Origin of the sequence: Brucella sp. TWI559, assembly GCF_039674265.1 — a bacterium.
Taxonomy (GTDB): Bacteria; Pseudomonadota; Alphaproteobacteria; order Rhizobiales; family Rhizobiaceae; genus Brucella; species Brucella chromiisoli.
The window spans coordinates 198,110-223,254 of the sequence record NZ_JBDJNE010000003.1 but is presented as its reverse complement, the minus strand read 5'-3'; the positions used below and the strand labels follow the sequence as shown (position 1 = coordinate 223,254).

Sequence of the window (25,145 nt, the reverse complement as noted above, 5' to 3'; positions counted from 1 at the left end):
GATTGCTATTTCCGCTCACGGCATTGACCAGAATCTGGTTCTAACGATTGTCTGAGATAATCATTTGCGCCGCTTTCTCGGCAATCATCAAAGTGGGTGAGTTTGTGTTGCCGGAGGTGATCGTGGGCATGACCGAGGCATCGGCCACGCGCAGCCCCTGAATGCCTTTTAGTCTGAGACGCGGATCGACAATTGCTTCTGCATCCGCGCCCATTCGGCATGTGCCGACGGGATGGAAAATTGTGGTACCAATATCGCCTGCCACTTTCTCCAGCTGTTCCTGTGTTTCGTAAGACGGACCGGGCTTGAATTCTTCCGGGCGATATTTCTGCAAAGGTGCCTGTGCTACGATATGGCGGGTGAGGCGGATGGCGTCGGCTGCAACGCGGCGGTCACTTTCCGTTGCCAGATAGTTGGGGCGGATGGACGGTTGGGTCCGATGATCGGGGGACTTGATATGAATTGAGCCGCGGCTGTCGGGGCGCAGATTACAGACCGATGCGGTAAAGGCCGGGAAGGGGTGAACGGCCTCGCCGAATTTCTCAAGGCTCAATGGCTGCACATGATATTGCAGATTGGCTGTTTCATAGGACGGGTCTGAGCGGGTGAAAGCACCGAGCTGGCTGGGTGCCATCGACATGGGACCAGAACGGCGCAGGAAATATTCAAGGCCGATCATGGCTTTGCCGAAAAGCTTGCTGGCCTTTTCATTGAGCGTTGGAATGCCGGTCACTTTATAAGCGCAGCGCAGTTGCAGATGGTCCTGCAAGTTTTCGCCCAACTGGTTGCGTTCGAGTTTAGGCGCAATGCCTGCCTGTTGCAGTACATCGCCCCGTCCCACGCCGGAAAGCTCCAATATCTGCGGCGAGCCGACAGAGCCTGCCGTCAGAATAATCTCGCGCTTTGCTTTGACGGTTCGGGTTGTGCCGTTCTGATCGAAAGTCACGCCGGTTGCGCGTAATTCTTCGATCTCTATGCGGCGAACATGCGCGCCGGTTTCAACAGAGAGGTTGGGGCGGTCAAGGGCCGGTCGCAGAAAGGCCTTGGCCGTGTTCCAGCGAATACCGCGTTTCTGGTTGACCTTAAAATAGGACACGCCTTCATTGTCACCGCGATTGAAATCGTCGGTTGCTGGAATTCCGGCCGCAACCGCTGCATCACGAAAAGCATCCAGAATATCCCAGTGCAGACGTGCGTTTTCAACGCGCCATTCACCGCCCGCACCATGCAATTCGCTCGCGCCTTCAAAATAGTCTTCGGATTTTTTGAAGACGGGCAGCACGTCGTCCCAGCCCCAGCCGTCGCAACCGGCCTGGCGCCACAAATCATAATCGCGTGCCTGTCCGCGCATATAGATCATACCGTTGATTGAGGAACATCCGCCAAGCACCTTGCCGCGCGGATAGCCCAGAGAACGACCGTTCAGGCCGGGTTCTGCTTCTGTTGTAAAGCACCAGTCGGTGCGCGGGTTACCGATGCAATAGAGATAACCGACGGGGATGTGAATCCACGCGTAATTGTCTTTGCCACCGGCTTCAAGCAGCAGCACGGAGCGGTTCTTATCTGCGGAAAGCCGGTTCGCAAGCGCGCACCCTGCCGTGCCCGCGCCAACCACGATGTAATCGTAGGTGTCGGTCATGATTTCATATCCAGTAAAAAGTGGAGCCGCTATCTTATGAACAGGCGGCTCCGTCGGTTATCCGAACAATTTCTTTCCAAGCCGCGAGGCATAGAACTCGCCGACGATGCCTCTGCGGAAGAGCAGAACGCAGGCCATGAAGATGATGCCGGTGACGATTGTGACGGGGAAGTCGGAGGTTGCGAGGTAGTTTTGCAAAGCCACCACGAAGGCTGCACCGACGATTGGGCCGATCAGCGTTCCAATACCGCCAAGCAGCGTCATCAGGATCACTTCGCCCGACATCTGCCAGCCCACATCGGTCAGCGTTGCAAACTGGAAGACCAGTGCCTTCATGCCGCCTGCAAGGCCAGCAAGCGCTGCCGACATCACAAAGGCTGCAAGCTTGTAGTGATTGACGGAATAGCCCAGCGACACGGCGCGGTTCTCGTTTTCACGCACCGATTTGAGGATCATCCCGAACGGCGAATTGATGATGCGCCAGATCGCAAAGACTCCGATCACGAAGAGTGCCAGCACCAGATAATACATGTTCATCGGCTGGTTGAGATCAATGATGCCAAACAGATAGCCGCGTGGCACGCCCTGCAACCCGTCTTCACCATGCGTGAAGGCCGCCTGCAGACAGAAGAAGAAGAACATCTGCGCCAGTGCAAGTGTAATCATCGTTGAATAGATGCCCTGACGGCGAATGGCGAGATAGCCGATGATGAGGCCAAGGCCTGCGGCTGTGAGCATACCGAGCAGAATGCCGATTTCGGGCGTGACACCCCATTCCTTGACCGCATGGGCCGTCACATAGGCAGCGCCGCCAAAGAAAGCCGCATGGCCGAACGACAGAATGCCGGTATAGCCAAGCAGCAGATTGAAGGCGGAGGCAAACAGCGCAAAGCACAGCATCTTCATCAGAAAGATCGGGTAGACCATGAACGGGGCTGCGATCAGGCCGATGAGGGCTACAGCCAAAACGATCGCCGAGAGGCTGTTGAGGGCGGGTGCCTTTGCCGCGTGCGGTGCAGCCGTTGCTTTAAGAGCGGTATCAGTCATATCAGGCCTCCTTCCCGAACAGTCCGGTGGGTCGCACCAGAAGGACGATAGCCATGATAACGAAGATGACGATGCTGGAGGCTTCAGGATAGAACACCTTGGTCAGACCTTCGGCCAGCCCGAGCACATAGCCGGTGATGATCGCGCCTAAGATCGACCCCATGCCGCCAACCACGACCACGGCAAAAACCACGATGATGATGTTGGAGCCCATCAGCGGGCTGACCTGATAGATGGGTGCTGCCAGAATTCCGGCAAAGCCAGCAAGGGCTGCGCCCAGAGCATAGGTGAAGGTGAGAAGCAGCGGCACATTGATGCCAAAGGCTTTAACCAGTGTGGGGTTTTCGGTTGCTGCACGCAAATAAGCGCCGAGCTTGGTTTTTTCGATTAAAAGCCAGGTGCCGATACAGATGACGAGTGACGCCACAACCACCCATGCGCGATAGTTGGGCAGGAACATGAAGCCGAGATTATTGCCGCCTGCAAGGGATGGCGGCACGGCATAGGGCTGACCGGCGGCGCCATAATAATAGCGGAAAGTGCCTTCGATCACGAGTGCCAGACCAAAGGTAAACAGCAGCCCATAAAGCGGATCGAGATTATAAAGCCTTGAAAGCGCAACCCGCTCGATGATGGCGCCGCCCAGACCCACGATCAGCGGAGCCAGAATAAGCGCTGGCCAATAGCCGATGCCAAGGCCGCTCAACAGCAGATAGCCGACAAAGGCGCCAAGCATATATTGCGCGCCATGGGCAAAGTTGATGATGCGCAAAAGCCCGAAGATGATGGCGAGGCCAAGGCTCAGAATTGCATAGAAAGACCCGTTGATAAGGCCCACGAGCAACTGCCCAAGAAGTGCCTGAACAGGGATGCCGAAGATCATTGTCATTGGTTCAGACCCCCAGAGCTTCGTTTAGGGCTGCCATACGTTCGGGCAGCTCAGCGGTGGGAAAGTTCTCCGTCACCACACCATGATCCATCAGATAAAAGCGGTCCGCGACCTTGGCGGCAAAGCGGAAGTTCTGCTCGACCAGAAGCACGGTCATGCCGCGTTTCTTGAGCTCGACCAGCACATCGCCGATGCGCTGGATGATGACGGGTGCAAGCCCTTCTGTCGGCTCATCAAGCAGCATCACCTTCACGCCGGTGCGCAGGATGCGGGCAATGGCCAGCATCTGCTGTTCGCCACCCGAAAGCTTGGTGCCGGGGCTGTTGCGGCGCTCATAGAGATTGGGGAACAGTTCGTAAATCTCATCGAGTGACATGGCGCCGCTGCCTTTGGCGACAACCGGTGGCAGCAGCAGATTTTCATGCACGTTGAGCGTTGCAAAGATCCCGCGCTCTTCCGGCACAAAGCCAAGACCCGTGCGGGCAATGCGATGCAGCGGTACGCGCAGAATGTCTTTGCCATCCAGTGTAATCGTGCCGGAGCGCTTGCGGATAATACCCATGATCGCACGCAGCGTTGTGGTCTTACCAACACCATTGCGGCCCAAAAGCGTGATGGTTTCACCGGGGTAGATATCGAGATCGACGCCGTGCAGCGCATGGCTTTCGCCATACCAGGCATTGAGCCCGCGCACGGAAAGCAGGGGTTGGCCTCTATTCATGTTCGGTTCCCATATAAGCGGTGCGTACGCGCTCATCTTGTGCAACGGTTAAATAAGTGCCCGATGCGAGGATTTCTCCGCGTTGCAGCACCGTGACGTGGTGGGCGATGTCGGCCACCACTTTGAGATTGTGTTCGACCATCAGCACCGCGCGATCTTTTGCGACATCGGTGATGAGGGCGGCAATTGTGTGCACGTCTTCGTGCCCCATGCCGGCCATTGGCTCATCGAGCAGCAGCACTTTCGGATCAAGTGCAAGTGTGGTTGCGATTTCAAGCGCGCGCTTGCGGCCATAAGAAAGATCGGCGGCCAGCGCATGACGCGCATCGGCAAGACCGACGCGCTCCAGCAGTTCAACCGCCTGTGCATCCAGCCGGTCAAGTGCCGACAAAGGCCGCCAGAATTGCGTGGCCAGACCACTCGGACGCTGAAGCGCGACCTTGACGTTTTCCAGCACAGTCAAATGCGGAAAAGTTGCGGAAATCTGGAACGAACGCACCAGACCCATCCGCGCCACTTTGGCAGGATTGGTTTTGGTGATGCTTTCGCCAAGCAACGTAATCTCGCCGCTTGTTGGCTGGAGAAACTTGGTAAGCAGGTTGAAAACGGTCGTCTTGCCTGCGCCATTGGGCCCGATCAGCGCATGAACGCGGGCGTGCTCGACATCAAGATCGACATTCTTCACCGCATGAAAGCCGCCAAACGACTTGCCCAGGCCGCGCGCCGAAAGAACCGCCCCTGACGGCTCTGCTTCTCGCAGAGCCGTGGCATTTTGAGTTGCTGTGTTCATCCCATTAGCCTCTTATTGTGTGACCAGTGGGCAGCCGCTTTCTTCCGGCTTCATGTAAGCCTGATCGCCGGGGATGGTGGCCAGCACCTTATAGTAGTCCCATGGCGCCTTGCTTTCGTCAGGCTTTTTCACTTCCATGAGATACATGTCATAGATCATGCGGCCATTGGGTCCGACTTTGCCGTTGCGGGCAAAAACATCATTGACCGGCATTTCATGCAGCTTCTTGGCGACAGCTTCCGTCTCGTCGGTGCCTGCTTCCTTGATGGCTTTCAGATACTGAAGAACCGCCGAATAGGTGCCTGCCTGAATCATGTTCGGCATACGGCCGGTGCGGTCGAAAAAGCGCTTGCTGAACTCGCGCCATTCATCGTCGCGATCCCAGTAGAAACCTTCGGTGAGCGTCAGGCCCTGTGCCGCGTCAAGGCCCAGTCCGTGCACTTCCGCAAGCGTGAAGAGCAAAGCCGCAAGACGCTGGCCACCGGCCACGATGCCGAATTCCGCAGCCTGTTTGATCGCATTGGATGTATCAAGACCGGCATTGGCAAGGCCAACGACCTTGGCACCCGATGCCTGTGCCTGTAGCAGGAAGGAAGAGTAATCGGTGCTGCTCAGTGGATGGCGAACCGAGCCAAGAACTTTACCGCCCTTGGATTCAACGAATTTCGATGTCTGTTCTTCCAGCGAATAGCCGAAGGCATAGTCTGCCGTCAAAAAATACCATGTGTCGCCGCCCTGTTCGACGAGCGAACCACCTGTGCCGACCGCCAGCGCATGGGTGTCATAGGCCCAGTGGAAACCGTAAGGTGTGCATTGCTTGCCTGTGAGTTCCGATGTCGCGGCACCTGTATTGATGGTGATTTTCTTTTTGTCTTTTGAAAGTGCCTGAACAGCGAGACCCACGGAGGAGCTGGTCAGCTCCATGATGGCATCGACCTGTTCGGTATCATACCACTGACGGGCGATATTGGCTGCAACGTCCGGCTTGTTCTGGTGGTCGGCAGTGATGATTTCAATCGGCGCATCCAGCACAGTGCCGCCAAAATCTTCAGCAGCCATTTTTGCCGCCTCATACGACCATTTGCCGCCGAAGTCAGCATAAACGCCAGACTGGTCGTTCAGAATGCCGATTTTGACTTTGCCGTCTGATATTTCCGCTGCGGATGAAATTGCGGTTGCAGCAAAAAGTGCAGCCGTAGCAAGTGCAAAAAGTTTCATTCAGTGTTCCTCCCAAAAACGTATGATCGTCGCGACAAAGTCGGACGGAATGCTTATTTGAAGCCGTCTTTTCAGACAGGGTGGCCAATCTTCCTCATGATTAGGCACCCATATGCTTCCGCCCGGCTCGTTCCTCCTTTAGGGCCTCCATGCGGGCTTGTCCTATGGACGGTAGCATTGACAAATGCGTACAAGAATAGCAATTTTTGAACAGTGTCTGTTCAAAAATGTACAGAAGCTTTAAGGAGGAAACGTTGCGGCAGTTTTCATGGGATGATCTGCAATATTTTCTCGCGGTCGCGCGCACCGGCCAGCTTTCGACTGCCGCAAGACAATTACGCACCAGCCACGTTACGGTTCTGCGGCGCATTGATCGTCTGGAGCAAGCGCTTGCAACAAAGCTTTTTGAGCGCAATCCGCGCGGCTATCTTTTAACGCCGATGGGCGAGCGACTGGTTGAGCCTGCGGAAGTGATGGAGCGAGAGGCGCTGAAATTCCAGACAGAGACGACGGGCAGTTTTTCGGCATTGTCGGGTGTGGTGCGGCTTTCAACTCTTGAAGGTTTTGGCAATTTCTTTCTGGCGGATCGGCTGCCGGTGCTGGCGCAGTCCTATCCCAGCCTCTCGGTGGAGGTTGTGACGATCCAGCAAATCATGTCGCTATCGCGGCGTGAGGCGGAGCTTTCGATCACGCTGCATATGCCGCGTACCGGGCCTTATCACAGTGAAAAACTCACGCCCTATCGTTTGTTTGTTTATGGGCATCGCGATTATCTGAATTGTCATTCAGCGATCAAAACGCGTGAAGATATGACCCAGCATCCTTTTATCGGCTATATAGACGATATGGTGTTTACACCCGGTCTTGATTACATGCGTGAAATTTTGCCTGGAAAGCGTTGCAATTATCAAGGCTCAAGCATTCATGCGCAACTGGTGGCAACATTGACAGGCTATGGGCTGTGTGTGTTGCCATTTTTCATTGCCAGCCAATATTCTGAACTTGTGCCGGTTCTGCCAAAGGAAATGTATCTTGAGCGCGAATATTGGATGAATTGCCATGTCGATGTTATGGCCGCACCGCGTATCAGAGTGATCAGTGATTTTATGCTTGGAGCAGTGCGCGAAGCCTCGGCAAGCTTCTTAGGCGAGAGCCTTCTTCAATCTTAATGTAATCCACCAACAAGTGCATAAATGCAGGTCATGACAAGTGCGCTAAAGCCAAAACCAATAATAAAAAGATTAAGTGTTCGCAATTTCCCCTCCCATTGCAACCCGGGCGGTTTATGTGCGACTTGAGCGATGAAGTCTACTGTAAATTGTATCGATATAAACTAAAGTTGTATTGTCTGCTTTAAGACCTGTTCATACGTGACATCACGGCAATATCTCCGAACGGTAGGGGGATTCGCGCCATTTAAATGGATTGAATCGGCGCCTGCGGGATCTTGCCGAGTTTTCATGATGGTGAAAACTCGGCTTGAAGTCGAAAGCAAAAGAGACTCGTTATCTCTGTTTGGCTAATCCCTGTTCGCGCATCTGGCTTAGCGTCATTTTGGGCGAAAGCGCTTCCGGGTCGATGCGGATTTCAATCAGCCCCGGCTTACCCGATTGCTCGCAGCGCTTGAAAGCTTCCGCAAAGTCTGCGGTCTTTTCCACCGTTTCTCCATGCAGGCCATAGGCGCGGGCAAGCGCTGCAAAGTCGGGATTTGCAAGGCCAGTGCCGGAAACGCGGCCCGGATAGGTGCGTTCCTGATGCATACGGATCGTGCCATACATGCCGTTATTGACCACAATGAAAATCGCATTGGCTCCATATTGCGCAGCCGTTGCAAGCTCCTGACCATTCATCAGGAAACAGCCGTCACCGGCGAAACAGACGACTGTGCGTTCTGGTGCGGTCAGCTTGGCGGCAACGGCAGCTGGCACACCATAGCCCATGGAGCCATTGGTTGGTGCCAGCTGGCTGCGATAGGTGCGGTACTGATAAAAGCGATGAGGCCATGCCGAATAATTGCCAGCGCCATTCGTGATGATGGCATCATCGGCGAGATGTGCGCGCAGCCACTCCATGATCTCACCCATCTGAACGTCACCGGGAATTGTCGGCGTTTTCAGATTGTCACGGTAATCGGCTTTGGCGCTTTCAGCCCATGCTTTCCACCGAGGGTTAGAGATAGGTTCAAGCTTTGAGGCTGCTTTGGTGAAGGCAGCCATGCTGGCATTGATCGGAATATCAGCGTGATAGACACGGCCAAGCTCTTCCGCACCCGGATGGATATGGATGAGCTTCTGCTTTGGCACAGGGATATTGATCAGTTCATAGCCCTGCGTGGTCATTTCACCAAGGCGTGCACCCACCACCAGCAAAAGATCGGAATCTTTGACGCGGGCGGCGAGTTTCGGGCTGATCGACGTTCCCATTTCACCGGCATAAAGTGGATGATGATTGTCGAACATATCCTGGCAACGAAAGGATGCTGCAACAGGCAGCGACATGTTTTGAGCGAATGTTTGCAGGTCGCGAACCGCTTGGCTATTCCAGCCGCCGCCGCCCACGATCATCAGTGGCCGCTCGGCTTTTTCGAGAAGTGCTTTCATGTCCTGTAGCTGATCGCTTCCCGGATGCATTTCGACATGCTTGTAAGCGGGCGCATCGCTGACGGTTGCGTGTGAGGTCAGCATATCTTCGGGGAGAGCGATGACCACAGGGCCGGGGCGTCCGTTGACTGCGCGATGGAAAGCCTGACTGACCAGTTCCGGGATGCGGGCGGGATCATCGATCTGCACCACCCATTTGGCCATCTGGCCGAACATGCGGCGATAATCAACTTCCTGAAATGCTTCCCGTTCCACCTGATCGCTTGCAACCTGCCCGATGAACAGAAGCATCGGTGTGGAATCCTGAAACGCGGTATGAACGCCGACGGAGGCATTCGTCGCACCGGGGCCGCGTGTGACAAAGCAGATGCCGGGCTTGCCGGTCAGCTTGCCATAGGCTTCGGCCATGTAAGAAGCCCCACCTTCCTGACGGCAGACGATAAGATCGATCTGGTCACTGACGTCATGGAAAGCATCGAGCGCCGCAAGGTAGCTTTCGCCGGGCACACAGAAAACGCGGTCAACGCCGTGAATGCCGAGTGCATCCACCAATATCTGGCCACCGGTCCGCATGTTGCTGTTTGTTGAGGTTTTATGCATTTCCCTACTCTCAAAATGTCTGAACGACTTTGGCGCGCATGCGCTCTATTTCGGAGGCATACGCAGCGCACCATCGAGCCGAATGGTTTCGCCGTTGAGCATGCTGTTTTCGATAATATGCAGCGCGAGTGCCGCATATTCGTCTGGCCGACCCAGACGCGGGGGGAAAGGAACCATCTGGCCCAACGCATCCTGTGCAGGCTGCGGCAGGCCTTTGAGCATGGGGGTTTCAAAAATACCGGGTGCAATGGCGCACACACGAATGCCAAGGGGGGCAAGTTCGCGTGCCGCAGGCAATGTTAGGCCGACGATGCCGCCTTTAGACGCTGCATAGGCCGTCTGGCCGATCTGGCCGTCAAAGGCTGCAACCGATGCTGTGTTGATGACAACGCCGCGCTCGCCCGTTGGCAGGGCTTCGCTTTTGGAGGCGACATCGGCAAACAGCCGCAGCAGATTGAACGAGCCGATCAGGTTGATCTCAACCGCTTTGCGGAAATCATCAAGCGGCATGACGCTGCCATCACGCGCCAGCATTTTCTTTGCTGGTGCTACGCCCGCGCAATTGACAAGAATCTGTGGTGATCCGAGCTTTTCGCCGATTGCCTTGAATGCGGCCTCAGCACTTGCAGCGTCTGAAACATCGCATTGAATGGCGATGCCGCCGATTTCGGCTGCCACTGTATTGGCGCCGTCAATGTTGAAATCGAGGATTGCAACTTTCGCGCCTTTGGCTGCAAGCGCACGTGCGGTTGCGGCACCAAGGCCCGATGCACCACCGCTGACGATGGCGATTTTTCCTTCAATATCCATTTTCCCCCTCATATTGTTTCAACAGCAATGGCTGTTGCTTCGCCGCCACCGATACAGACTGAAGCCATGCCGCGCTTGAGATCGTTCAGCTTCATGGCATGAAGCAGGGTAACGATGATGCGTGCGCCAGAGCAGCCAATCGGATGGCCCATAGCGCAGGCACCGCCATGGATATTCACCTTGTCGGCGGGGAGGTCGAGTTCCTGCATTGCAGCCATAACAACCACAGCGAAAGCTTCATTGATTTCAAACAAATCAACGTCGCGTGCAGTCCAGCCGGTTTTGTCGAAGAGTTTTTTCATCGCAAAAATCGGGGCCGTGGTGAAGAGCGAGGGCTGTTGTGCGTGGCTTGCGTGGCCGCGAATAATGGCAAGCGGTTCTGCGCCCAGCTTTTGGGCTTTGGACAGGCGCATCAGGGTAAGCGATGCCGCACCATCGGAAATCGATGAAGAATTGGCGGCTGTAACCGTGCCGCCTTCGCGGAAGGCAGGCTTGAGGTTTGGTATTTTTTCGGGCTTTGCGCGGGTTGGCTGCTCGTCGCGGTCAAGCGCTGCAACATGGACCAGCTCTTGTGCGAAAGAACCCGCCTCAGCTGCCTTGAGTGCGCGCGAAAGTGAGCGGAGGGCAAATTCGTCCTGTTGCTCACGCGTGAACTGGTAGTGATCTGCTGTTTCTTCCGCGAATGTTCCCATGGCGCGCCCTTTGTCATAGGCGTCTTCAAGACCGTCGAGAAACATGTGATCGTAGATTTTGCCGTGGCCCATGCGATAGCCACTGCGTGCTTTTTCAAGCAAATAAGGTGCATTGGTCATGCTTTCCATACCGCCTGCGACCACAATGTCCGCACTTCCTGCGGAAATGAGATCAGCCCCCAGCATGACAGTCTTCATGCCTGAACCGCAAACCTTGTTGATGGTCGAGCAGGGCACAGATTGCGGGAGACCGGCATGAATTGTGGCCTGACGTCCGGGTGCCTGTCCCAGCCCTGCGGGCAAGACACAGCCCATGAGCACTTCGTCGATCTGATCAGGATTAAGATTAGCGCGGTGAACCGCTTCCTTGATTGTGACAGCGCCAAGTGCAGTTGCACTCTCCCCCTTGAGCGCGCCTTGAAAACTTCCGATCGGTGTTCGTACCGCACTGGCGATAACGATCGGATCTTTTGTTTCCGACATTTGTTTACTCCTCCAGTAAAGCAAAGTGATAACAGCATAGCGGAGGCTGTGAAAACAGCCTAAATATGATGAGCAAAGCTGATGAACTCATGTCGCGAAGGTATGGATGAAATGCGTGAGACAAATTCAGGCAGAATCCGTGTGGGTATCGGCGGCTGGGCTTTTGAGGCGTGGGACAAGAGTTTTTATCCGGAAAAGCTCTCCAAAAAACGCCAGCTCGAATATGCATCAAGCAAGCTGACTTCGATTGAAATCAACAGCACCTATTATGGTCCGCAAAAGCCCACGACTTTTGCCAAATGGCATGATGGAACGCCGGATGATTTCGTTTTTTCGCTGAAAGCGCCGCGCTTTTCGACCAATCGGCGGGTGCTGGCCGAGGCGGGAGAGAGCATCGAGAAATTCGTGACCGGTGGCCTGCTTGAACTCAAAGACAAGCTTGGCGTCATCAACTGGCAATTCATGGGCACGAAAAAGTTTGATCCAGCCGATTTTGAAGCTTTTCTCAAGCTTCTGCCAAAACGTGTCGATGGGCGCGATCTGCGCCATGCGGTCGAAGTGCGTCACGACAGTTTCAACTCGCCGGATTTCATCGCGCTGCTGCGGGAATATGGCGTTGCGGTGGTGATTGCGGGCGACAGCAAATTCGTGGAAATTGCTGATATGACTGCGCCTTTTGCCTATCTGCGCATCATGGGTACGCAGGAAGGCCAGAAGCTCGGCTACAGCGAGGCGGATCTTGACCATTGGGCAGAGCGGGCCAAAGCAATTGCGGTTGGGCATGTGCCCGATAGTCTTAAAACCATCACGCCGCCGCTTCCCGATAACGTTGCCCGCGATGTTTATCTTTATGTCATCAGCGGCCATAAGGCGCACAACCCACAAGCTGCAATGGCCTTGATTGATCGTTTGAAATGATAGGTGTTGTGTGATGTATTGGAGGCTTTTGTGATGAGTGAACTGAAATTCAGAACCCGCGAAACCGGGGCGGTTGCGGAAATGCCACATGGCAAGCTGCCGACAATCACAACGCCGACAGGCGGCGCGGTGGAGATTGTCACCAGCGTCAGCCAGCCGGGTTTTAACCCGCTCGATCTGATCTATGCATCACTTGCAGCCTGCATGGCGCTCAGCGCGCGTGTTGCTGCGACCAAGCTCGAATTGCGTGAAAAGCTTGACCATGTTCGGGTGGAGGTAAAAGGCGATAAGGCACATGAAGGCCCGTCACGCATCGAACGATTCGCTGTAACATTTCATTTCGATGGCGATCTCACGGAAGATGAAAAGCATCGTCTTGCAGAGGTGGCCGAGCAAATCTGCACCGTCAGCAATACGTTGCGCGGCGATCCGAAGTTCGATCTCAACGTCACGTAATCAGATTTCTTCGCGAATACGGTCAACGCCAAGCGCGATCACGCTTTCCATCGCAGCACGTGCTTTTTGCTGATCGCGCGAGGCAATTGCATGAGCAATGCGCATGTGATTGGCGGCACATTCTGCAATGCCTTCGGGTGAACTTGCCGGAGACGATAACTGGAACGAAATTGCAAGCGCTGCTTCAATCAGGCTGCTCACGGAACGCATGAATGGATTGCCTGACATGCGGGCAATTGCCAGATGAAACTCAAGGTCGACCTTAGCGATGGATTCTGGCGTATGCATGGGGTCGTCAAATTTCGCAGCAAGCGCATAAAGCTCAACAAGTTCCTCGCTGGTTGCATTTTTTGCGGCAGCGGCGGCGGCAGCGGGTTCAAGCGCCATGCGCATTTCCGCCAGATGATCGACAAAGACCTCATCAAAGCCTGCTTCAAACCGCCATGTCAGCACGTCAGGATCAAAAAAGTTCCAGCTGCTTGCGCCGAGCACACGGGTTCCAACTTTGGCTTTTGGTTCGATCAGGCGTTTTGCAGACAGCGTTTTCATCGCTTCGCGCAGAACAGTGCGGGAAACGCCAAAGCGCAGCGACAATTCGTTATCGCCCGGAAGTATCGAGCCTTCGGGAATGGTGCCTGCGACGATGCCGCGCCCCAGTTCACCCACGACAACGGCGTGGCTGTTATGGCGCTTGCGTCCGGTTATGGCCGTTTCCAGTAATCCCAATTCAGGCCTCCTTCATGCGTTGACGCGCGAGTCTTATATCGGAAAACCATACAAGTCCTCGCTGTAGCGCAATGAACAGGAACAGCAAGATACCGATTGCTATTTTTGTCCACCACGAAGACAGCGTTCCATCGAAAACGATATAAGTCTGTATGAGGCCCTGTATCAGAATACCGACGAACGTACCTGCCACCAGACCGGCGCCACCGGTGAGAAGTGTGCCGCCGATGACCACCGATGCAATGGCGTCAAGCTCCACTCCAACGGTTGCCAGCGAATAGCCGGATGATGTGTAGAGCGTATAAACGATGCCTGCCAAGCCGGAAAGCATGCCCGACATCGTATAGATGCCGATTGTCGTGCGGCCAATGGGAACGCCCATCAGTTCCGCCGATTGCGCATTGCCGCCGAGCGCATAGATGTTTGCGCCAAAGCGTGTGCGATGCGCAATGATGCCGCCGATGATGAAGACAGCCAGCATCAGCATGGCGACAAAAGTCAGTCTGCCACCACCGGGAAGCCTGAAGTAAAAGCCCTGTAAGGTTTCGATGAATGGATGCGAAATCGGCACAGACTGTGTCGAGATCAGGAATGCCGCTCCGCGTGCGAGAAACATGCCTGCAAGCGTTGCCACAAAAGGCGGTATCCCGAGATAATGGATCATCATACCCATCCACGCGCCAAACATTGCGGCAATCACCAGAATGAGGCCAAAGGCTATCAACGGATGCACGCCATGTCCTACAAGGACTGCCACAAAAACGCTGGTAAAGGCGATGACTGATCCGACTGATAGGTCGATGCCGCCGGAGATGATCACAAAGGTCATGCCAACGGCTGCGATACCTAAAAAGGCATTGTCCGTCAGAAGATTACCGATCACTCGTGTTGACAGCATGTTCGGGAACTGGATCACGCAGACCGCATAGGCGAGCAGGAAAATCGCGACCGTTGTGACGAAAGGCAGATTGCGAAGCACTCTCATTGCCGTGCTCCCTGTTGGCTATGTTGGTTTGTATTGGTTGTATTGCCTTTGCGTTCAGCGCGCAGGAAGGTGAAGAAGCCAGCAATTGCAGGCGACTGGAACGTGAGTACGATCACGATAATGCCTGCCTTGATGATGAGGTTGAATTCTGGCGGAAACCCAGCCATCAGAATGCCGGTATTGATCGACTGGATGATCAGCGCGCCGAGCAGCGATGCCATGATCGAGAAACGTCCGCCATTCAATGATGTGCCGCCGATGACGACCGCCAGAATGGCATCGAGTTCAAGCCAGAGGCCGGCATTGTTGGCATCTGCGCCGCGAATATCGGCGGTTGCGATCAGTCCGGCAAGCGCTGCACAAAGGCCTGATACTGCATAGACGCTGAACAGAAGAAAGCGGGCTTTCACGCCTGCCAGCATGGCGGCGCGGCGGTTGATGCCGGTTGCTTCAATCAGGAAGCCAAGCGCTGTCGAGCGCACGACAAGCCCGACGACAAGGCCTGCCAATATCCAGATCAGCACCGGCACCGGCACGCCAAGAAACGAACCGGAGCCAAGAGTTGCAAAGGAATCATTGTTGAAGGTGAGGATTGCGCCTTCGGTGATAAGCTGCGCGATGCCACGCCCAGCCACCATTAATATCAGTGTTGCGATGATCGGCTGGATATCGAAAACGGCGACAAGAAAGCCGTTCCACAGACCGCAGAGCAGACCCACGCCGAGTGCCACGGGAATGACGATCGCCAGCGGATAGCCAGAAACGATGAGCGATGCAGCCGCAGCGCCGCTGATTGCCATGACCGCGCCGACCGACAGATCAATACCGCGTGTCGCAATCACCAGTGTCATGCCGACGGCGAGAATGGCAACGGGCGCAGCACGTACCAGAATATCGATCAGGCTTCCGTAAAGGCGCCCGTTCTGAAAAGAAATACCTAGAAAGCCCGGTGATATGATGGTGTTTACAATCAGAATGAGCGCAAGGGCTGCGAGCTGTGGGCTTAGTCTTTTCAGTTTTTTGCCAATACGCGCCATCATGCTGCATCTTCCTTTATGCTTCCGGTCTCGGCGATGGCACGCACGATATTGTCGGCGGTGATTTCTGCGCCCGAAAGTTCTGCCACATGGCGGCGGTCTGAGAGCACGACAACGCGGTTTGCCACGGCTGCAAGCTCCTCAAACTCGGATGAAATAATCACCAGAGACATGCCTTCGGTGCAGAGTTCACCGATGAGTTTGAGAATTTCCGCATGGGCGCCGATGTCTATGCCGCGGGTTGGTTCATCCAGAATCAGCAGGCGCGGATCGGTGGCCAGCCAGCGTGCCAGAATGGCCTTTTGCTGGTTACCGCCCGATAGAAACTTGATCGGTTTGTCTGGATCTGCGGGGCGGATATCCAGCGCCTTGATATAGCGCTCTGCAAGCGCTGCTTTTTCGCGTGAGGAAATCGGCTTCGACCAGCCGTGTTTTGCCTGTATGGCGAGCGCGATATTTTCTGCCACCGAAAAATCGCCGATGATGCCATCGGTTTTGCGCTCTTCCGGGCAGAAGGCAAAGCGTTCGGCAATGGCTGCAACAGGAGAGGGCAGCTTTGTATCTTTACCATCAACCGTGAGTGCACCGCTGTCTGCCTGATCGACGCCGAACATGAGCAATGCGGTTTCTGTCCGGCCAGAGCCGAGAAGGCCTGCAATGCCGACCGCTTCACCCGGCTTGATGGCAAGATCGAATGGTGCAACACTGCCTTTTTTACCAAAGCCTGAAAAGCGAATGGGGGCAGTCCCGTTATCGCTTGCTTCTTCCGTCAGGTGTCTGCGGACGGTTTCCTGCAACTGATGGCCAAGCATCATTGAGATCAAATCGGTGCGCGGTAGTTCTGAAAGATTGCGACTGCCAACCAGTCGGCCATTGCGCAGTACGGTGACGCAATCGGCAATGGCATAGACCTGATCCAGAAAATGCGTAATCACGATGATGCCGAGGCCTTCGGCTTTCAACTGACGCAGCACACCAAACAGCATCTCGACTTCGCGGGCATCAAGACTGGCGGTCGGCTCATCCAGCACCAGCACCTTACCGGAAACATCCACCGCGCGAGCGATTGCGATAATCTGTCGGATCGCCACCGAATAAGCGGACAGTGGTGCGCCGACATCAATGGTGAGGCCGTAACGGGCGAGCAGGGTGGCCGCGTCGGTCTCCATGCGACGCCGGTCGATGAAACCGAAACGCCGTGGCTGACGACCCAGAAACAGGTTTTCGGCAACGGTCAGGTTCTCCAAGAGATTGACCTCCTGATAGACCGTGCCGATACCAAGCGTCTGCGCTTCTGAAACGGAAGCTGGCGCAATTTCTTGTCCATCAAGCAAAACCGAACCGTCAAAGCCATGATAGGCGCCAGTCAATATCTTGATAAGCGTTGATTTTCCTGCCCCGTTTTCGCCGAGCAGCGCGTGTATTTCACCACGATTGAGCACGAAATCGACGTGATCAAGCGCAGTTACTCCGAGAAAGGATTTGGTTATTGAGCGCGCTTCAAGAAGCGGCGTTGCTGGCGTCTCGCGCGCAGCGATGTCGGGGCGAGCCATGGCAGTCTTCCGTTCGCATCTTGCAGAACCGCTCCGGGCCGCGATGAGAAGCGGCCCGGAGGCATGAAGGTGTGATCTGAGGCTTAGTAGCCGAGGCCCTTCTTGGCTTCATAAACGGCCTTTGGATCGTCAGCCTGTGTGTAAAGCTTGGATTCGGTCTGGATCCATTTTGGCGGAACAGTGCCATTGGCTTTGAGTGCTTCAATGACGTCGAAAGCAGGACCTGCCATGTTTGGCGTCAGCTCAACCGTTGCATTGGCTTCGCCATTGGCCATTGCCTGGAAAATATCCGGCACGGCATCGATTGAAACGACCTTAATGTCGGTTCCGGGCTTGAGACCAGCTTCCTTAATGGCTTGAATGGCGCCGACGGCCATGTCGTCATTATGCGCGTAGACTGCACAAATGTCCTTGCCGCCATTTTCGGCCTTGATGAAGCTTTCCATGACTTCCTTGCCCTTGGTGCGGGTGAAGTCGCCAGTCTGCGAGCGGGAAATCTTGATGTTATCGTGGCCTGCAAGTGCTTCTTCAAAGCCCTTCTTGCGGTTGATCGCCGGAGAAGAACCTGTCGTGCCCTGAAGCTCGACGACCGAACAAGGCTTGTCGCCGACTTCCTTGACCAGCCAGTCGCCCGCAACCTTGCCTTCATGGACCTGATCGGAGGTGACAGCGGTGAGATAGAGATCTTCCGGTGCATCAATCTGGCGGTCGAGAAGCACGACCGGAATTTCGGCTTCCTTGGCTTCTTTCAGGACCGCATCCCAACCGGTTGCAACAACCGGCGCAATCAGGATGGCATCAACGCCTTGTGCAATGAAGCCGCGAACGGCCTTGATCTGATTTTCCTGCTTCTGCTGTGCGTCGGCAAATTTGAGAGTGTGGCCGCGCTTCTCAGCTTCCTGCTTTGTTACACTTGTTTCGGCGGCGCGCCAGCCCGATTCCGAACCGATCTGCGAGAAGCCGACCGTCAGGGAAGCGGCGGATGCGCTTGAGATCAGAGCGAATGAAAATGCGGCTGTCAGAGCCGTCAGACTGCGTTTCATATTAAGTCCTCCCAATAAAAAGGCTCTCCCAGCCTTCGTGTTTATGAAGCATATAATATTACTTTATGGCAAGTACATTTCGTATATTCGCTGAAAATTGGGGGTGCGACAAACGTGCATGATGGCGAATTTAATAGTGAAATCATGCGTTTATTAAGGGGGCGGCAATGGTCTTGGTATGGGGGTGGTGCGCGCTGTGTTTCCCTTGCTTGACAAGTGGGTATTTGCCGAAATAGTCATATTAATGAGAAGGAGCCGTTCATCCGCATACCTGTGTTTTTGAACGGTCGAGAAGAATGTTCCGCAAGCGTTTTGCGGAAAATGGGAGGTTTAATGTTACGTCTGGTACAAATCCGCGACTTGCGCGGAGAAACACGTGTGGCCGCTTGCGATGATGAAGGCGCGGCCCATATCGTCAATGGCGTGACGACGACTTACGAACTGGCATGGGCGGCGATCTCTGCGGGCATTAGCCTTGCTGAGCAGGTTGAGCGTAATGGCAAAGGTGAAGCTGTCGATCTTGATGCCGCACTTGCTGATGGTCAGGTTGACCTGCCTATTACCCATGAAGATCCCGCGCATTTTATTGTTGCAGGGACAGGCCTCACACATCTTGGTTCGGCGGATGGTCGTGACAAGATGCACAAGGCAGCACAGGCCGCTGAAAAGCCGACCGACTCGATGCGCATGTTTTTGATGGGTGTTGAAGGCGGTAAACCAAAGCGCGGTGAGACGGGCGTTCAGCCGGAATGGTTTTACAAAGGCGATGGGTCGGCGCTGGTCGCGACGGGCGGTGAACTCGTCTCTCCAGCTTTTGCCGAGGATGGCGGTGAAGAGCCGGAACTCGCAGGCATCTATCTGATCGGCCCGGACGGTACGCCGTTCCGCCTTGGCTTCTGCCTCGCCAATGAGTTTTCCGATCATGTGATCGAAAAGCAGAATTATCTGTGGCTGGCGCATTCAAAGCTGCGTCAGGCGTCGCTGGGGCCAGAGCTTTATGTGGGCGCTCTGCCGGATCATGTTGAGGGTGTTTCGCGGATCAAGCGTGGCGATCAGGTGATCTTTGAAAAGCCGTTTCTGTCGGGCGAAGCGAACATGTCGCATACGATCGCCAATCTGGAACATCATCATTTCAAATATGAACTGTTCCGTCGTCCGGGAGACATTCATGTGCATTTCTTCGGCACGGCGACATTGTCGTTTTCGGAAGGTGTTAAGACGGAAAACGGCGACCAGTTCGAAATTTCCGCAAAGCCTTTCCGTTATCCGCTGGTCAACAGGCTGGCGCAGGCGAAAGCCGAAGATATTGCCGTGAAGGCGCTTTGAGATGACAGTGGCGTCCAATATCAATCTGGCAATTGTTGGTCTTGGCAAGATTGCCCGCGACCAGCATCTGCCATCGATTGAAGCGACGAGTGGCATTGAACTCAAAGCCATTGCCAGCCGCAATGCGGGTCTTGATGGGTTGCCGTCGTTCCATGACATTGAAGAGCTGCTTGAGAGTGATGTTGCAATCGATGCGGTGTCGCTTTGCACGCCGCCGCAGGGGCGTTTCAATCAGGCTTATGCAGCCCTTGCGGCGCGCAAGCATGTGATGCTGGAGAAACCTCCGGGCGCGACGATTTCGGAAGTGCAGGCGCTGACGCGTTTTGCTGAAAAGCAGGGCGTTACGCTTTATGCGACCTGGCATTCGCGCGAAGCCGCAGCCGTTGAACCGGCACGCGGATTTCTGAAAGATGCCGCAATCAAATCTGTTGCGGTGTCGTGGAAAGAGGACGTGCGCCACTGGCATCCCGGCCAGCAATGGATCTGGGAGCCGGGTGGTCTTGGTGTGTTCGATCCGGGCATCAATGCGCTCTCAATCGTGACGCATATTCTGCCGGAACGGTTTTTTCTCACCAAGTCCGACCTCTATTTTCCAGAAAATCGGGCGGCACCGATTGCCGCTGATCTCGCGTTTGAAACGGAAGGCGGCGTGCCGGTTTCCTTTGAACTCGACTGGCGCCAGACGGGTCCGCAGACATGGGATATTCGGGTCGAGACAGACAAGGGAACGCTGCTTCTCAGTCATGGCGGCAGTCGGCTGACGATCGCAGGCACGGAAAAAATGGCGGAGCCTGATCGTGAATATCAGCGTCTTTACCAGAATTTTGTGAAGCTGGTTGGCGAAGGGCAGAGCGATGTTGACCTAGCACCTCTGACCCATGTTGCCGATGCTTTCCTTCTCGGAAAGCGCCATGCCGTTGAATCTTTTGAAGACTAGGAATTGGGGCCGCGCGGCGGTCTCTTACCCATGCAGGACAATGAAATGAATAAGCCCGTTACGCCGAAAGCACCGAGATTTCGCTCACGCGCATGGTTCGATAACCCGGACAATGTTGATATGACGGCGCTCTATCTTGAGCGTTACATGAATTACGGTCTCAGTCAGGAAGAACTGCAATCCGGTCGTCCGATCATCGGCATTGCGCAGACGGGTTCTGATCTTTCGCCGTGCAACCGTCATCATCTGGAACTTGCCAATCGCGTGCGTGAAGGTGTGCGTGAAGCGGGCGGCATCGTGATCGAATTTCCGGTCCATCCGATTCAGGAAACCGGCAAGCGTCCGACTGCGGGCCTTGATCGCAACCTTGCTTATCTCGGCCTCGTTGAAGTGCTTTATGGCTATCCGTTGGATGGCGTTGTGCTGACCATTGGTTGCGACAAGACCACGCCTGCCTGCCTGATGGCTGCTGCGACCGTCAATATTCCGGCAATTGCGCTCTCCGTTGGTCCGATGCTCAATGGCTGGTTCCGGGGTGAACGCACGGGTTCGGGCACCATCGTCTGGAAGGCGCGTGAGTTGCTCGCCAAGGGTGAGATCGACTATGCGGGCTTTGTAAAGCTGGTTGCGTCTTCCGCACCATCGACCGGTTATTGCAACACGATGGGTACGGCCACGACGATGAATTCGCTTGCCGAAGCACTCGGAATGCAGCTTCCGGGTTCGGCGGCGATTCCGGCCCCTTACCGTGATCGTCAGGAAGTGGCTTATCTGACCGGCCGCCGCATTGTGGAAATGGTTTATGAAGACCTCAAGCCAACTGACATCATGACGAAGGAAGCCTTTATCAATGCGATCCGCGTCAATTCCGCGATTGGCGGTTCGACCAATGCGCCGATCCATCTCAATGCACTGGCACGTCATGTCGGCGTGGAGCTGAGCGTCGATGACTGGCAGAAATATGGCGAGGAAATTCCGCTTCTGGTCAATCTCCAGCCAGCGGGCGAATATCTCGGCGAAGATTACTACCACGCGGGCGGCGTGCCAGCAGTCGTCAATCAGCTGATGGGGCAGGGCCTCATTCATGAGGATGCGATCACTGTCAACGGCAAGACCATCGGTGAAAACTGCAAAAATGCTACGATTGAAGACAGCAATGTCATCAAGACCTTTGACCAGCCATTGAAGAAACATGCCGGTTTCCGCGTGCTGCGCGGCAATCTCTTCTCGTCGGCGATCATGAAATTGAGCGTTATTTCGGAAGAATTCCGCAATCGCTATCTCACAGACGAAAAAGACCCGAATGCCTTTGAAGGCAAGGCGATTGTGTTTGATGGCCCGGAAGATTATCACCACCGGATTGATGATCCGTCGCTCGAAATTGACGAGCGTTCGGTGCTGTTCATGCGTGGTGCGGGTCCAATTGGCTATCCGGGGGCAGCAGAAGTCGTGAATATGCGCGCGCCTGATTATCTTTTGAAGAAGGGCATCAGTTCGCTCCCTTGCATCGGCGACGGTCGCCAGTCGGGCACGTCGGGTTCGCCGTCGATCCTCAACGCGTCGCCGGAAGCAGCCGCTGGCGGTGGCCTTGCCATCCTCAAGACGGGTGATCGGGTCCGCATCGATATTGGTCGTGGTACGGCGGATATTCTGATTTCGGATGACGAGCTGGCCGAACGCCGCAAGGCTTTGGAAGCTGCCGGTGGTTATAAATATCCGGAAAGCCAGACGCCGTGGCAGGAAATTCAGCGCGCGGTTGTTGGTCAGATGGAAACGGGTGCGGTTCTCGAAAACGCGGTCAAGTATCAGGACATTGCGCATACGCGTGGCCTGCCACGAGATAACCATTGATGTTGGGAGTGAAAACACCATTTGCGGCAGTTGCGGACTGGGGTACAACCCGGTTCCGCCTCTGGACGCTGGATGTTGATGGCAACGTGCTCAATGAAAGCCGTGGTGATGACGGGCTGATCTCTGCAAAAGAAACGGGCTTTGAAACGCTGCTTGAACAGCATCTGGCAAAGCTTGGTGCGCCGGATGATCTGCCGGTGGTGATCTGCGGCATGGCGGGTTCGCGCACTGGCTGGATCGAAGCACCTTATATGAGCTTGCCCGCTGGGCTTGAAGGCGTCGTTGCTGCTGCGGTTCGCGTGCCTGCAAAGCGCCCCGTCCTCATGCTGCCGGGTGTTGCACGGCGGAGCGTCGATGCGCCGGATGTGATGCGCGGCGAGGAAACCAAGCTGCTTGGTCTGGTACATCGCGGTACGCGGGATGCCGTGGTAGTAATGCCCGGAACGCACGCCAAATGGGTTCAGATTGCAGATGGCAAGCTCAACGATTATCGCTCTTTCATGACGGGTGAATTGTTTGCGCTTCTCAAAGACAAGTCGGTTCTCTCCGGTGCGCTTGAAGGGGCCGGACCGGTTGACCCAAAGAGCGAAGCCTTTGCTAGAGGCGTGAAAGCTTCGCTTGAAACACCGGAGCTTATCGCCAACGCGCTCTTTACGGTGCGTGCTGGCTGGCTGGTGCATGACTATAAGCCGACCGATCAGCTTGCACGTCTGTCGGGTCTGCTGATCGGGCTGGAGGTTGCCGGTGGCCGCACATTGTTCGGAAAACCTCATGAAGTTCTGCTGCTTTCCGACGGCATGATGGGCGCGCTTTATGCTTCTGCACTTGAGATTGCCGGTGTGACAGTGGTTCGCATCGAAGCCGATGAACTCGTGCGCGATGGATTGTTCATGGCCGCCCGACATGCATTTGCGGGAGGTGCGCAATGATCGATCATATCGCATGGCCGAAGCTTCGCTATCCGCTGGTGGCTATCCTGCGCGGCATTCGACCGGAAGAAACCGAAGCCATTGTCTCCACTCTGATTGAGACGGGCTTTGAGGCGATTGAAATTCCGCTCAATTCGCCGGAGCCGTTTGTCTCCATTGAGAAAGCTGCAAAGCTCGCGCCGGGCAATGTGCTGATCGGTGCTGGCACCGTGCTGTCGGTTGAGAACGTGGATCGGCTTCATGATGTCGGCGGCAGGCTTCTGGTCAGCCCCAATGTCGAGCCGGATGTCATTCGCCGCGCGGCCCATCATGGCATGGTGACGATGCCCGGCGTGTTCACGCCGACTGAGGCTTTCAGCGCCATTCATGCAGGCGCATCGGCGTTGAAGTTCTTCCCGGCGAGTGTGCTGGGGGCCGATGGCATCAAGGCCATTTGTGCAGTCTTGCCAAAAGATATTCCGGTGGGTGCTGTGGGTGGCGTATCGGAAGATAATTTTGCCACTTATGTCGGCGCGGGCGTGCGCTGTTTTGGACTAGGTTCCAGTCTTTATAAGGCTGGACTGACTGCTGCTGAGGTTCGCGACCGCGCGCAGCGTGCAGTTGAGGCATGGGACAAGATCGCAGGCTGAGTGCTGTTGTGACTTGTTTTGGAGGAATTCCGCATAGCCAGATGGCGGTAGCGGAAGTTTGGGAGAATGGCAGGCCTTAAAAGCCTGTCCTACGATGGGAGTGAACCAATGGCAGGCATAAAATCATTCACACTGGCGGCAGCATTAGCTGCATTTGCCTTTACCGGCTTTGCACAGGCAGAGGACAAGGGTCTTGTTGGCGTTGCTATGCCAACCAAGTCGTCGGCGCGCTGGATTGCTGACGGCGATAACATGGTCAAGGTGCTTCAGGAGCGCGGTTATAAGACCGATCTTCAATATGCGGAAGACGATGTTCCGAACCAGCTGGCGCAGATCGAAAACATGGTCACCAAGGGTGCCAAGGTTCTGGTCGTGGCATCAATTGATGGCACCACGCTGTCCGATGTTCTGGCAAAGGCCAATGATGCAGGCATCAAGGTTATCGCCTATGACCGCCTGATCCGCGACACACCGAATGTGTCCTATTATGCGACCTTTGATAATTTCCAGGTTGGTGTGTTGCAGGCACAGTCGATTGAAAAGGCACTTGATCTCAAGAACAAGGAAGGCCCTTTCTATATCGAATTGTTCGGCGGCTCGCCTGACGATAACAACGCCTATTTCTTCTATAATGGCGCAATGTCCGTTCTTCAGCCTTACATCGACAGCGGCAAGCTTGTTGTTGGCAGCGGCCAGACCGGTATGGACAAGGTCGCAACGCTGCGCTGGGATGGGGCAACCGCTCAGGCACGTATGGATTCAATCCTCTCGGCCTTTTATTCCGACAAGAAGCTTGACGCTGTTCTGTCACCTTATGACGGCATTTCAATTGGTATTCTGTCGTCGCTTAAGGGCGTTGGTTATGGCAGCGGCGACATGCCGATGCCTGCCGTTTCCGGTCAGGATGCGGAGGTGCCTTCGGTCAAGTCGATCCTTGCTGGCGAACAGAATTCGACAATCTTCAAGGATACCCGCGAACTCGCCAAGGTCACCGTTGATATGGTTGACGCTGCGATGAGCGGCAAAGAGCCGGAAGTGAACGACACCAAGACCTATGACAATGGCGTCAAGGTTGTCCCGTCCTATCTGCTCAAGCCGGTGATCGTCGATAAGTCGAACTGGAAGGAAGTTCTGGTCGATAGCGGTTACTACAAAGAAGATCAGATCCAGTAAATTTTGTGCCCGGACGCGCCGCAAAACAAGTGCGTCCGGCATGCCTGCTCTAATGCCATCATCCCCGCCGCCCAGTTTTCGAACTGGGTTAGG

Annotated in this window: 23 protein-coding genes; 9 read left to right on the top strand and 14 right to left on the bottom strand. The window is 55.1% G+C overall.

Annotation, left to right across the window (positions count from 1 at the left end; genetic code table 11):
- Nucleotides 1-40 precede the first annotated feature (40 nt).
- The 6 genes from ABE530_RS06795 to ABE530_RS06770 are packed head-to-tail and all read right to left on the bottom strand — an operon-like array spanning nucleotide 41 to nucleotide 6,304.
- Entirely contained in the window at nucleotides 41-1,639 is a 1,599-nt protein-coding gene (locus ABE530_RS06795) for a GMC family oxidoreductase (RefSeq protein WP_499694040.1), read from the bottom strand.
- 57 nt (nucleotides 1,640-1,696) lie between these two features.
- Nucleotides 1,697-2,686: a branched-chain amino acid ABC transporter permease gene (locus ABE530_RS06790; RefSeq protein WP_499694039.1), complete on the bottom strand. Its 990-nt coding sequence runs from the start codon at nucleotides 2,684-2,686 to the stop codon at nucleotides 1,697-1,699.
- Between the two features lies 1 nt (nucleotide 2,687).
- A complete protein-coding gene (locus tag ABE530_RS06785; protein ID WP_499694038.1) occupies nucleotides 2,688-3,575 on the bottom strand; it encodes a branched-chain amino acid ABC transporter permease in 888 nt (295 codons plus the stop codon).
- A 4-nt stretch (nucleotides 3,576-3,579) separates the two neighbouring features.
- On the bottom strand, nucleotides 3,580-4,296 hold the full coding sequence (locus tag ABE530_RS06780) for an ABC transporter ATP-binding protein (protein WP_499694037.1): 717 nt from the start codon (nucleotides 4,294-4,296) through the stop codon (nucleotides 3,580-3,582).
- On the bottom strand, nucleotides 4,289-5,086 hold the full coding sequence (locus ABE530_RS06775) for an ABC transporter ATP-binding protein (RefSeq protein ID WP_499694036.1): 798 nt from the start codon (nucleotides 5,084-5,086) through the stop codon (nucleotides 4,289-4,291). The genes ABE530_RS06780 and ABE530_RS06775 overlap by 8 nt, the downstream gene beginning before the upstream one ends.
- Before the next feature lie 12 nt (nucleotides 5,087-5,098).
- Nucleotides 5,099-6,304 (bottom strand): ABC transporter substrate-binding protein, encoded by a 1,206-nt coding sequence (locus ABE530_RS06770; protein WP_499694035.1) that lies wholly within the window; start codon nucleotides 6,302-6,304, stop codon nucleotides 5,099-5,101.
- Between the two features lie 254 nt (nucleotides 6,305-6,558).
- Between ABE530_RS06770 and ABE530_RS06765 the strand changes: the two genes are divergently transcribed.
- Nucleotides 6,559-7,473, top strand: coding sequence for a LysR family transcriptional regulator (locus ABE530_RS06765; RefSeq protein ID WP_265985688.1), 915 nt, complete (start codon nucleotides 6,559-6,561; stop codon nucleotides 7,471-7,473).
- 336 nt (nucleotides 7,474-7,809) lie between these two features.
- On the opposite strand, the gene ABE530_RS06760 is transcribed toward ABE530_RS06765, so the two are convergent.
- The 3 genes from ABE530_RS06760 to ABE530_RS06750 are packed head-to-tail and all read right to left on the bottom strand — an operon-like array spanning nucleotide 7,810 to nucleotide 11,489.
- Entirely contained in the window at nucleotides 7,810-9,504 is a 1,695-nt protein-coding gene (locus ABE530_RS06760; protein WP_499694034.1) for a thiamine pyrophosphate-binding protein, read from the bottom strand.
- Between the two features lie 45 nt (nucleotides 9,505-9,549).
- The gene (locus tag ABE530_RS06755; protein ID WP_499694033.1) at nucleotides 9,550-10,314 is read right to left on the bottom strand and encodes an SDR family oxidoreductase; all 765 of its coding nucleotides are present in this window, start codon (nucleotides 10,312-10,314) and stop codon (nucleotides 9,550-9,552) included.
- Between the two features lie 8 nt (nucleotides 10,315-10,322).
- The gene (locus ABE530_RS06750; RefSeq protein ID WP_499694032.1) at nucleotides 10,323-11,489 is read right to left on the bottom strand and encodes an acetyl-CoA C-acyltransferase; all 1,167 of its coding nucleotides are present in this window, start codon (nucleotides 11,487-11,489) and stop codon (nucleotides 10,323-10,325) included.
- Between the two features lie 111 nt (nucleotides 11,490-11,600).
- Between ABE530_RS06750 and ABE530_RS06745 the strand changes: the two genes are divergently transcribed.
- Nucleotides 11,601-12,407, top strand: a complete 807-nt coding sequence (locus ABE530_RS06745) for a DUF72 domain-containing protein (RefSeq protein WP_499694095.1) — start codon at nucleotides 11,601-11,603, stop codon at nucleotides 12,405-12,407.
- A gap of 33 nt (nucleotides 12,408-12,440) precedes the next feature.
- Complete coding sequence (locus ABE530_RS06740) at nucleotides 12,441-12,863, top strand: OsmC family protein (protein ID WP_499694031.1); 423 nt, start codon at nucleotides 12,441-12,443, stop codon at nucleotides 12,861-12,863.
- On the opposite strand, the gene ABE530_RS06735 is transcribed toward ABE530_RS06740, so the two are convergent.
- From ABE530_RS06735 to ytfQ, 5 genes are all read right to left on the bottom strand, one after another.
- Nucleotides 12,864-13,589 (bottom strand): FadR/GntR family transcriptional regulator, encoded by a 726-nt coding sequence (locus ABE530_RS06735; protein ID WP_265985676.1) that lies wholly within the window; start codon nucleotides 13,587-13,589, stop codon nucleotides 12,864-12,866.
- A gap of 1 nt (nucleotide 13,590) precedes the next feature.
- Nucleotides 13,591-14,574, bottom strand: a complete 984-nt coding sequence (yjfF, locus tag ABE530_RS06730; RefSeq protein WP_499694030.1) for a galactofuranose ABC transporter, permease protein YjfF — start codon at nucleotides 14,572-14,574, stop codon at nucleotides 13,591-13,593.
- Entirely contained in the window at nucleotides 14,571-15,614 is a 1,044-nt protein-coding gene (locus ABE530_RS06725; protein WP_499694029.1) for an ABC transporter permease, read from the bottom strand. The genes yjfF and ABE530_RS06725 overlap by 4 nt, the downstream gene beginning before the upstream one ends.
- Nucleotides 15,611-17,164 carry a sugar ABC transporter ATP-binding protein gene (locus ABE530_RS06720; RefSeq protein ID WP_499694028.1) on the bottom strand — a complete coding sequence of 518 codons (1,554 nt, stop codon included), beginning with the start codon at nucleotides 17,162-17,164 and terminating at the stop codon, nucleotides 15,611-15,613. Before ABE530_RS06720 ends, ABE530_RS06725 begins: the two co-directional genes overlap by 4 nt.
- Before the next feature lie 83 nt (nucleotides 17,165-17,247).
- Nucleotides 17,248-18,207 carry a galactofuranose ABC transporter, galactofuranose-binding protein YtfQ gene (gene ytfQ, locus ABE530_RS06715; protein ID WP_139976961.1) on the bottom strand — a complete coding sequence of 320 codons (960 nt, stop codon included), beginning with the start codon at nucleotides 18,205-18,207 and terminating at the stop codon, nucleotides 17,248-17,250.
- Nucleotides 18,208-18,540: 333 nt separating this feature from the next.
- On the opposite strand from ytfQ, the gene araD1 reads away from it, so the two are divergent.
- From araD1 to chvE, 6 genes are all read left to right on the top strand, one after another.
- Nucleotides 18,541-19,533, top strand: coding sequence for an AraD1 family protein (gene araD1 / locus ABE530_RS06710; RefSeq protein WP_499694027.1), 993 nt, complete (start codon nucleotides 18,541-18,543; stop codon nucleotides 19,531-19,533).
- A gap of 1 nt (nucleotide 19,534) precedes the next feature.
- On the top strand, nucleotides 19,535-20,470 hold the full coding sequence (locus tag ABE530_RS06705; protein WP_265985667.1) for a Gfo/Idh/MocA family protein: 936 nt from the start codon (nucleotides 19,535-19,537) through the stop codon (nucleotides 20,468-20,470).
- A gap of 45 nt (nucleotides 20,471-20,515) precedes the next feature.
- A complete protein-coding gene (locus ABE530_RS06700) occupies nucleotides 20,516-22,321 on the top strand; it encodes an IlvD/Edd family dehydratase (RefSeq protein WP_499694026.1) in 1,806 nt (601 codons plus the stop codon).
- The gene (locus ABE530_RS06695) at nucleotides 22,321-23,250 is read left to right on the top strand and encodes a 2-dehydro-3-deoxygalactonokinase (protein ID WP_499694025.1); all 930 of its coding nucleotides are present in this window, start codon (nucleotides 22,321-22,323) and stop codon (nucleotides 23,248-23,250) included. Before ABE530_RS06700 ends, ABE530_RS06695 begins: the two co-directional genes overlap by 1 nt.
- Nucleotides 23,247-23,879: a 2-dehydro-3-deoxy-6-phosphogalactonate aldolase gene (locus tag ABE530_RS06690; protein WP_499694024.1), complete on the top strand. Its 633-nt coding sequence runs from the start codon at nucleotides 23,247-23,249 to the stop codon at nucleotides 23,877-23,879. Before ABE530_RS06695 ends, ABE530_RS06690 begins: the two co-directional genes overlap by 4 nt.
- A gap of 108 nt (nucleotides 23,880-23,987) precedes the next feature.
- On the top strand, nucleotides 23,988-25,052 hold the full coding sequence (chvE, locus tag ABE530_RS06685; protein ID WP_265985663.1) for a multiple monosaccharide ABC transporter substrate-binding protein: 1,065 nt from the start codon (nucleotides 23,988-23,990) through the stop codon (nucleotides 25,050-25,052).
- Nucleotides 25,053-25,145: the final 93 nt, after the last annotated feature.

What these genes read in the sequence shown, in the direction of transcription:
- ABE530_RS06795 (WP_499694040.1), bottom strand. Translation starts at nt 1,639, where the DNA reads ATGACCGACACCTACGATTACATCGTGGTTGGCGCGGGCACGGCAGGG.
- ABE530_RS06790 (WP_499694039.1), bottom strand. Translation starts at nt 2,686, where the DNA reads ATGACTGATACCGCTCTTAAAGCAACGGCTGCACCGCACGCGGCAAAG.
- ABE530_RS06785 (WP_499694038.1), bottom strand. Translation starts at nt 3,575, where the DNA reads ATGACAATGATCTTCGGCATCCCTGTTCAGGCACTTCTTGGGCAGTTG.
- ABE530_RS06780 (WP_499694037.1), bottom strand. Translation starts at nt 4,296, where the DNA reads ATGAATAGAGGCCAACCCCTGCTTTCCGTGCGCGGGCTCAATGCCTGG.
- ABE530_RS06775 (WP_499694036.1), bottom strand. Translation starts at nt 5,086, where the DNA reads ATGAACACAGCAACTCAAAATGCCACGGCTCTGCGAGAAGCAGAGCCG.
- ABE530_RS06770 (WP_499694035.1), bottom strand. Translation starts at nt 6,304, where the DNA reads ATGAAACTTTTTGCACTTGCTACGGCTGCACTTTTTGCTGCAACCGCA.
- ABE530_RS06760 (WP_499694034.1), bottom strand. Translation starts at nt 9,504, where the DNA reads ATGCATAAAACCTCAACAAACAGCAACATGCGGACCGGTGGCCAGATA.
- ABE530_RS06755 (WP_499694033.1), bottom strand. Translation starts at nt 10,314, where the DNA reads ATGGATATTGAAGGAAAAATCGCCATCGTCAGCGGTGGTGCATCGGGC.
- ABE530_RS06750 (WP_499694032.1), bottom strand. Translation starts at nt 11,489, where the DNA reads ATGTCGGAAACAAAAGATCCGATCGTTATCGCCAGTGCGGTACGAACA.
- ABE530_RS06745 (WP_499694095.1), top strand. Translation starts at nt 11,601, where the DNA reads ATGCGTGAGACAAATTCAGGCAGAATCCGTGTGGGTATCGGCGGCTGG.
- ABE530_RS06740 (WP_499694031.1), top strand. Translation starts at nt 12,441, where the DNA reads ATGAGTGAACTGAAATTCAGAACCCGCGAAACCGGGGCGGTTGCGGAA.
- yjfF (WP_499694030.1), bottom strand. Translation starts at nt 14,574, where the DNA reads ATGAGAGTGCTTCGCAATCTGCCTTTCGTCACAACGGTCGCGATTTTC.
- ABE530_RS06725 (WP_499694029.1), bottom strand. Translation starts at nt 15,614, where the DNA reads ATGATGGCGCGTATTGGCAAAAAACTGAAAAGACTAAGCCCACAGCTC.
- ABE530_RS06720 (WP_499694028.1), bottom strand. Translation starts at nt 17,164, where the DNA reads ATGGCTCGCCCCGACATCGCTGCGCGCGAGACGCCAGCAACGCCGCTT.
- ytfQ (WP_139976961.1), bottom strand. Translation starts at nt 18,207, where the DNA reads ATGAAACGCAGTCTGACGGCTCTGACAGCCGCATTTTCATTCGCTCTG.
- araD1 (WP_499694027.1), top strand. Translation starts at nt 18,541, where the DNA reads ATGTTACGTCTGGTACAAATCCGCGACTTGCGCGGAGAAACACGTGTG.
- ABE530_RS06705 (WP_265985667.1), top strand. Translation starts at nt 19,535, where the DNA reads ATGACAGTGGCGTCCAATATCAATCTGGCAATTGTTGGTCTTGGCAAG.
- ABE530_RS06700 (WP_499694026.1), top strand. Translation starts at nt 20,516, where the DNA reads ATGAATAAGCCCGTTACGCCGAAAGCACCGAGATTTCGCTCACGCGCA.
- ABE530_RS06695 (WP_499694025.1), top strand. Translation starts at nt 22,321, where the DNA reads ATGTTGGGAGTGAAAACACCATTTGCGGCAGTTGCGGACTGGGGTACA.
- ABE530_RS06690 (WP_499694024.1), top strand. Translation starts at nt 23,247, where the DNA reads ATGATCGATCATATCGCATGGCCGAAGCTTCGCTATCCGCTGGTGGCT.
- chvE (WP_265985663.1), top strand. Translation starts at nt 23,988, where the DNA reads ATGGCAGGCATAAAATCATTCACACTGGCGGCAGCATTAGCTGCATTT.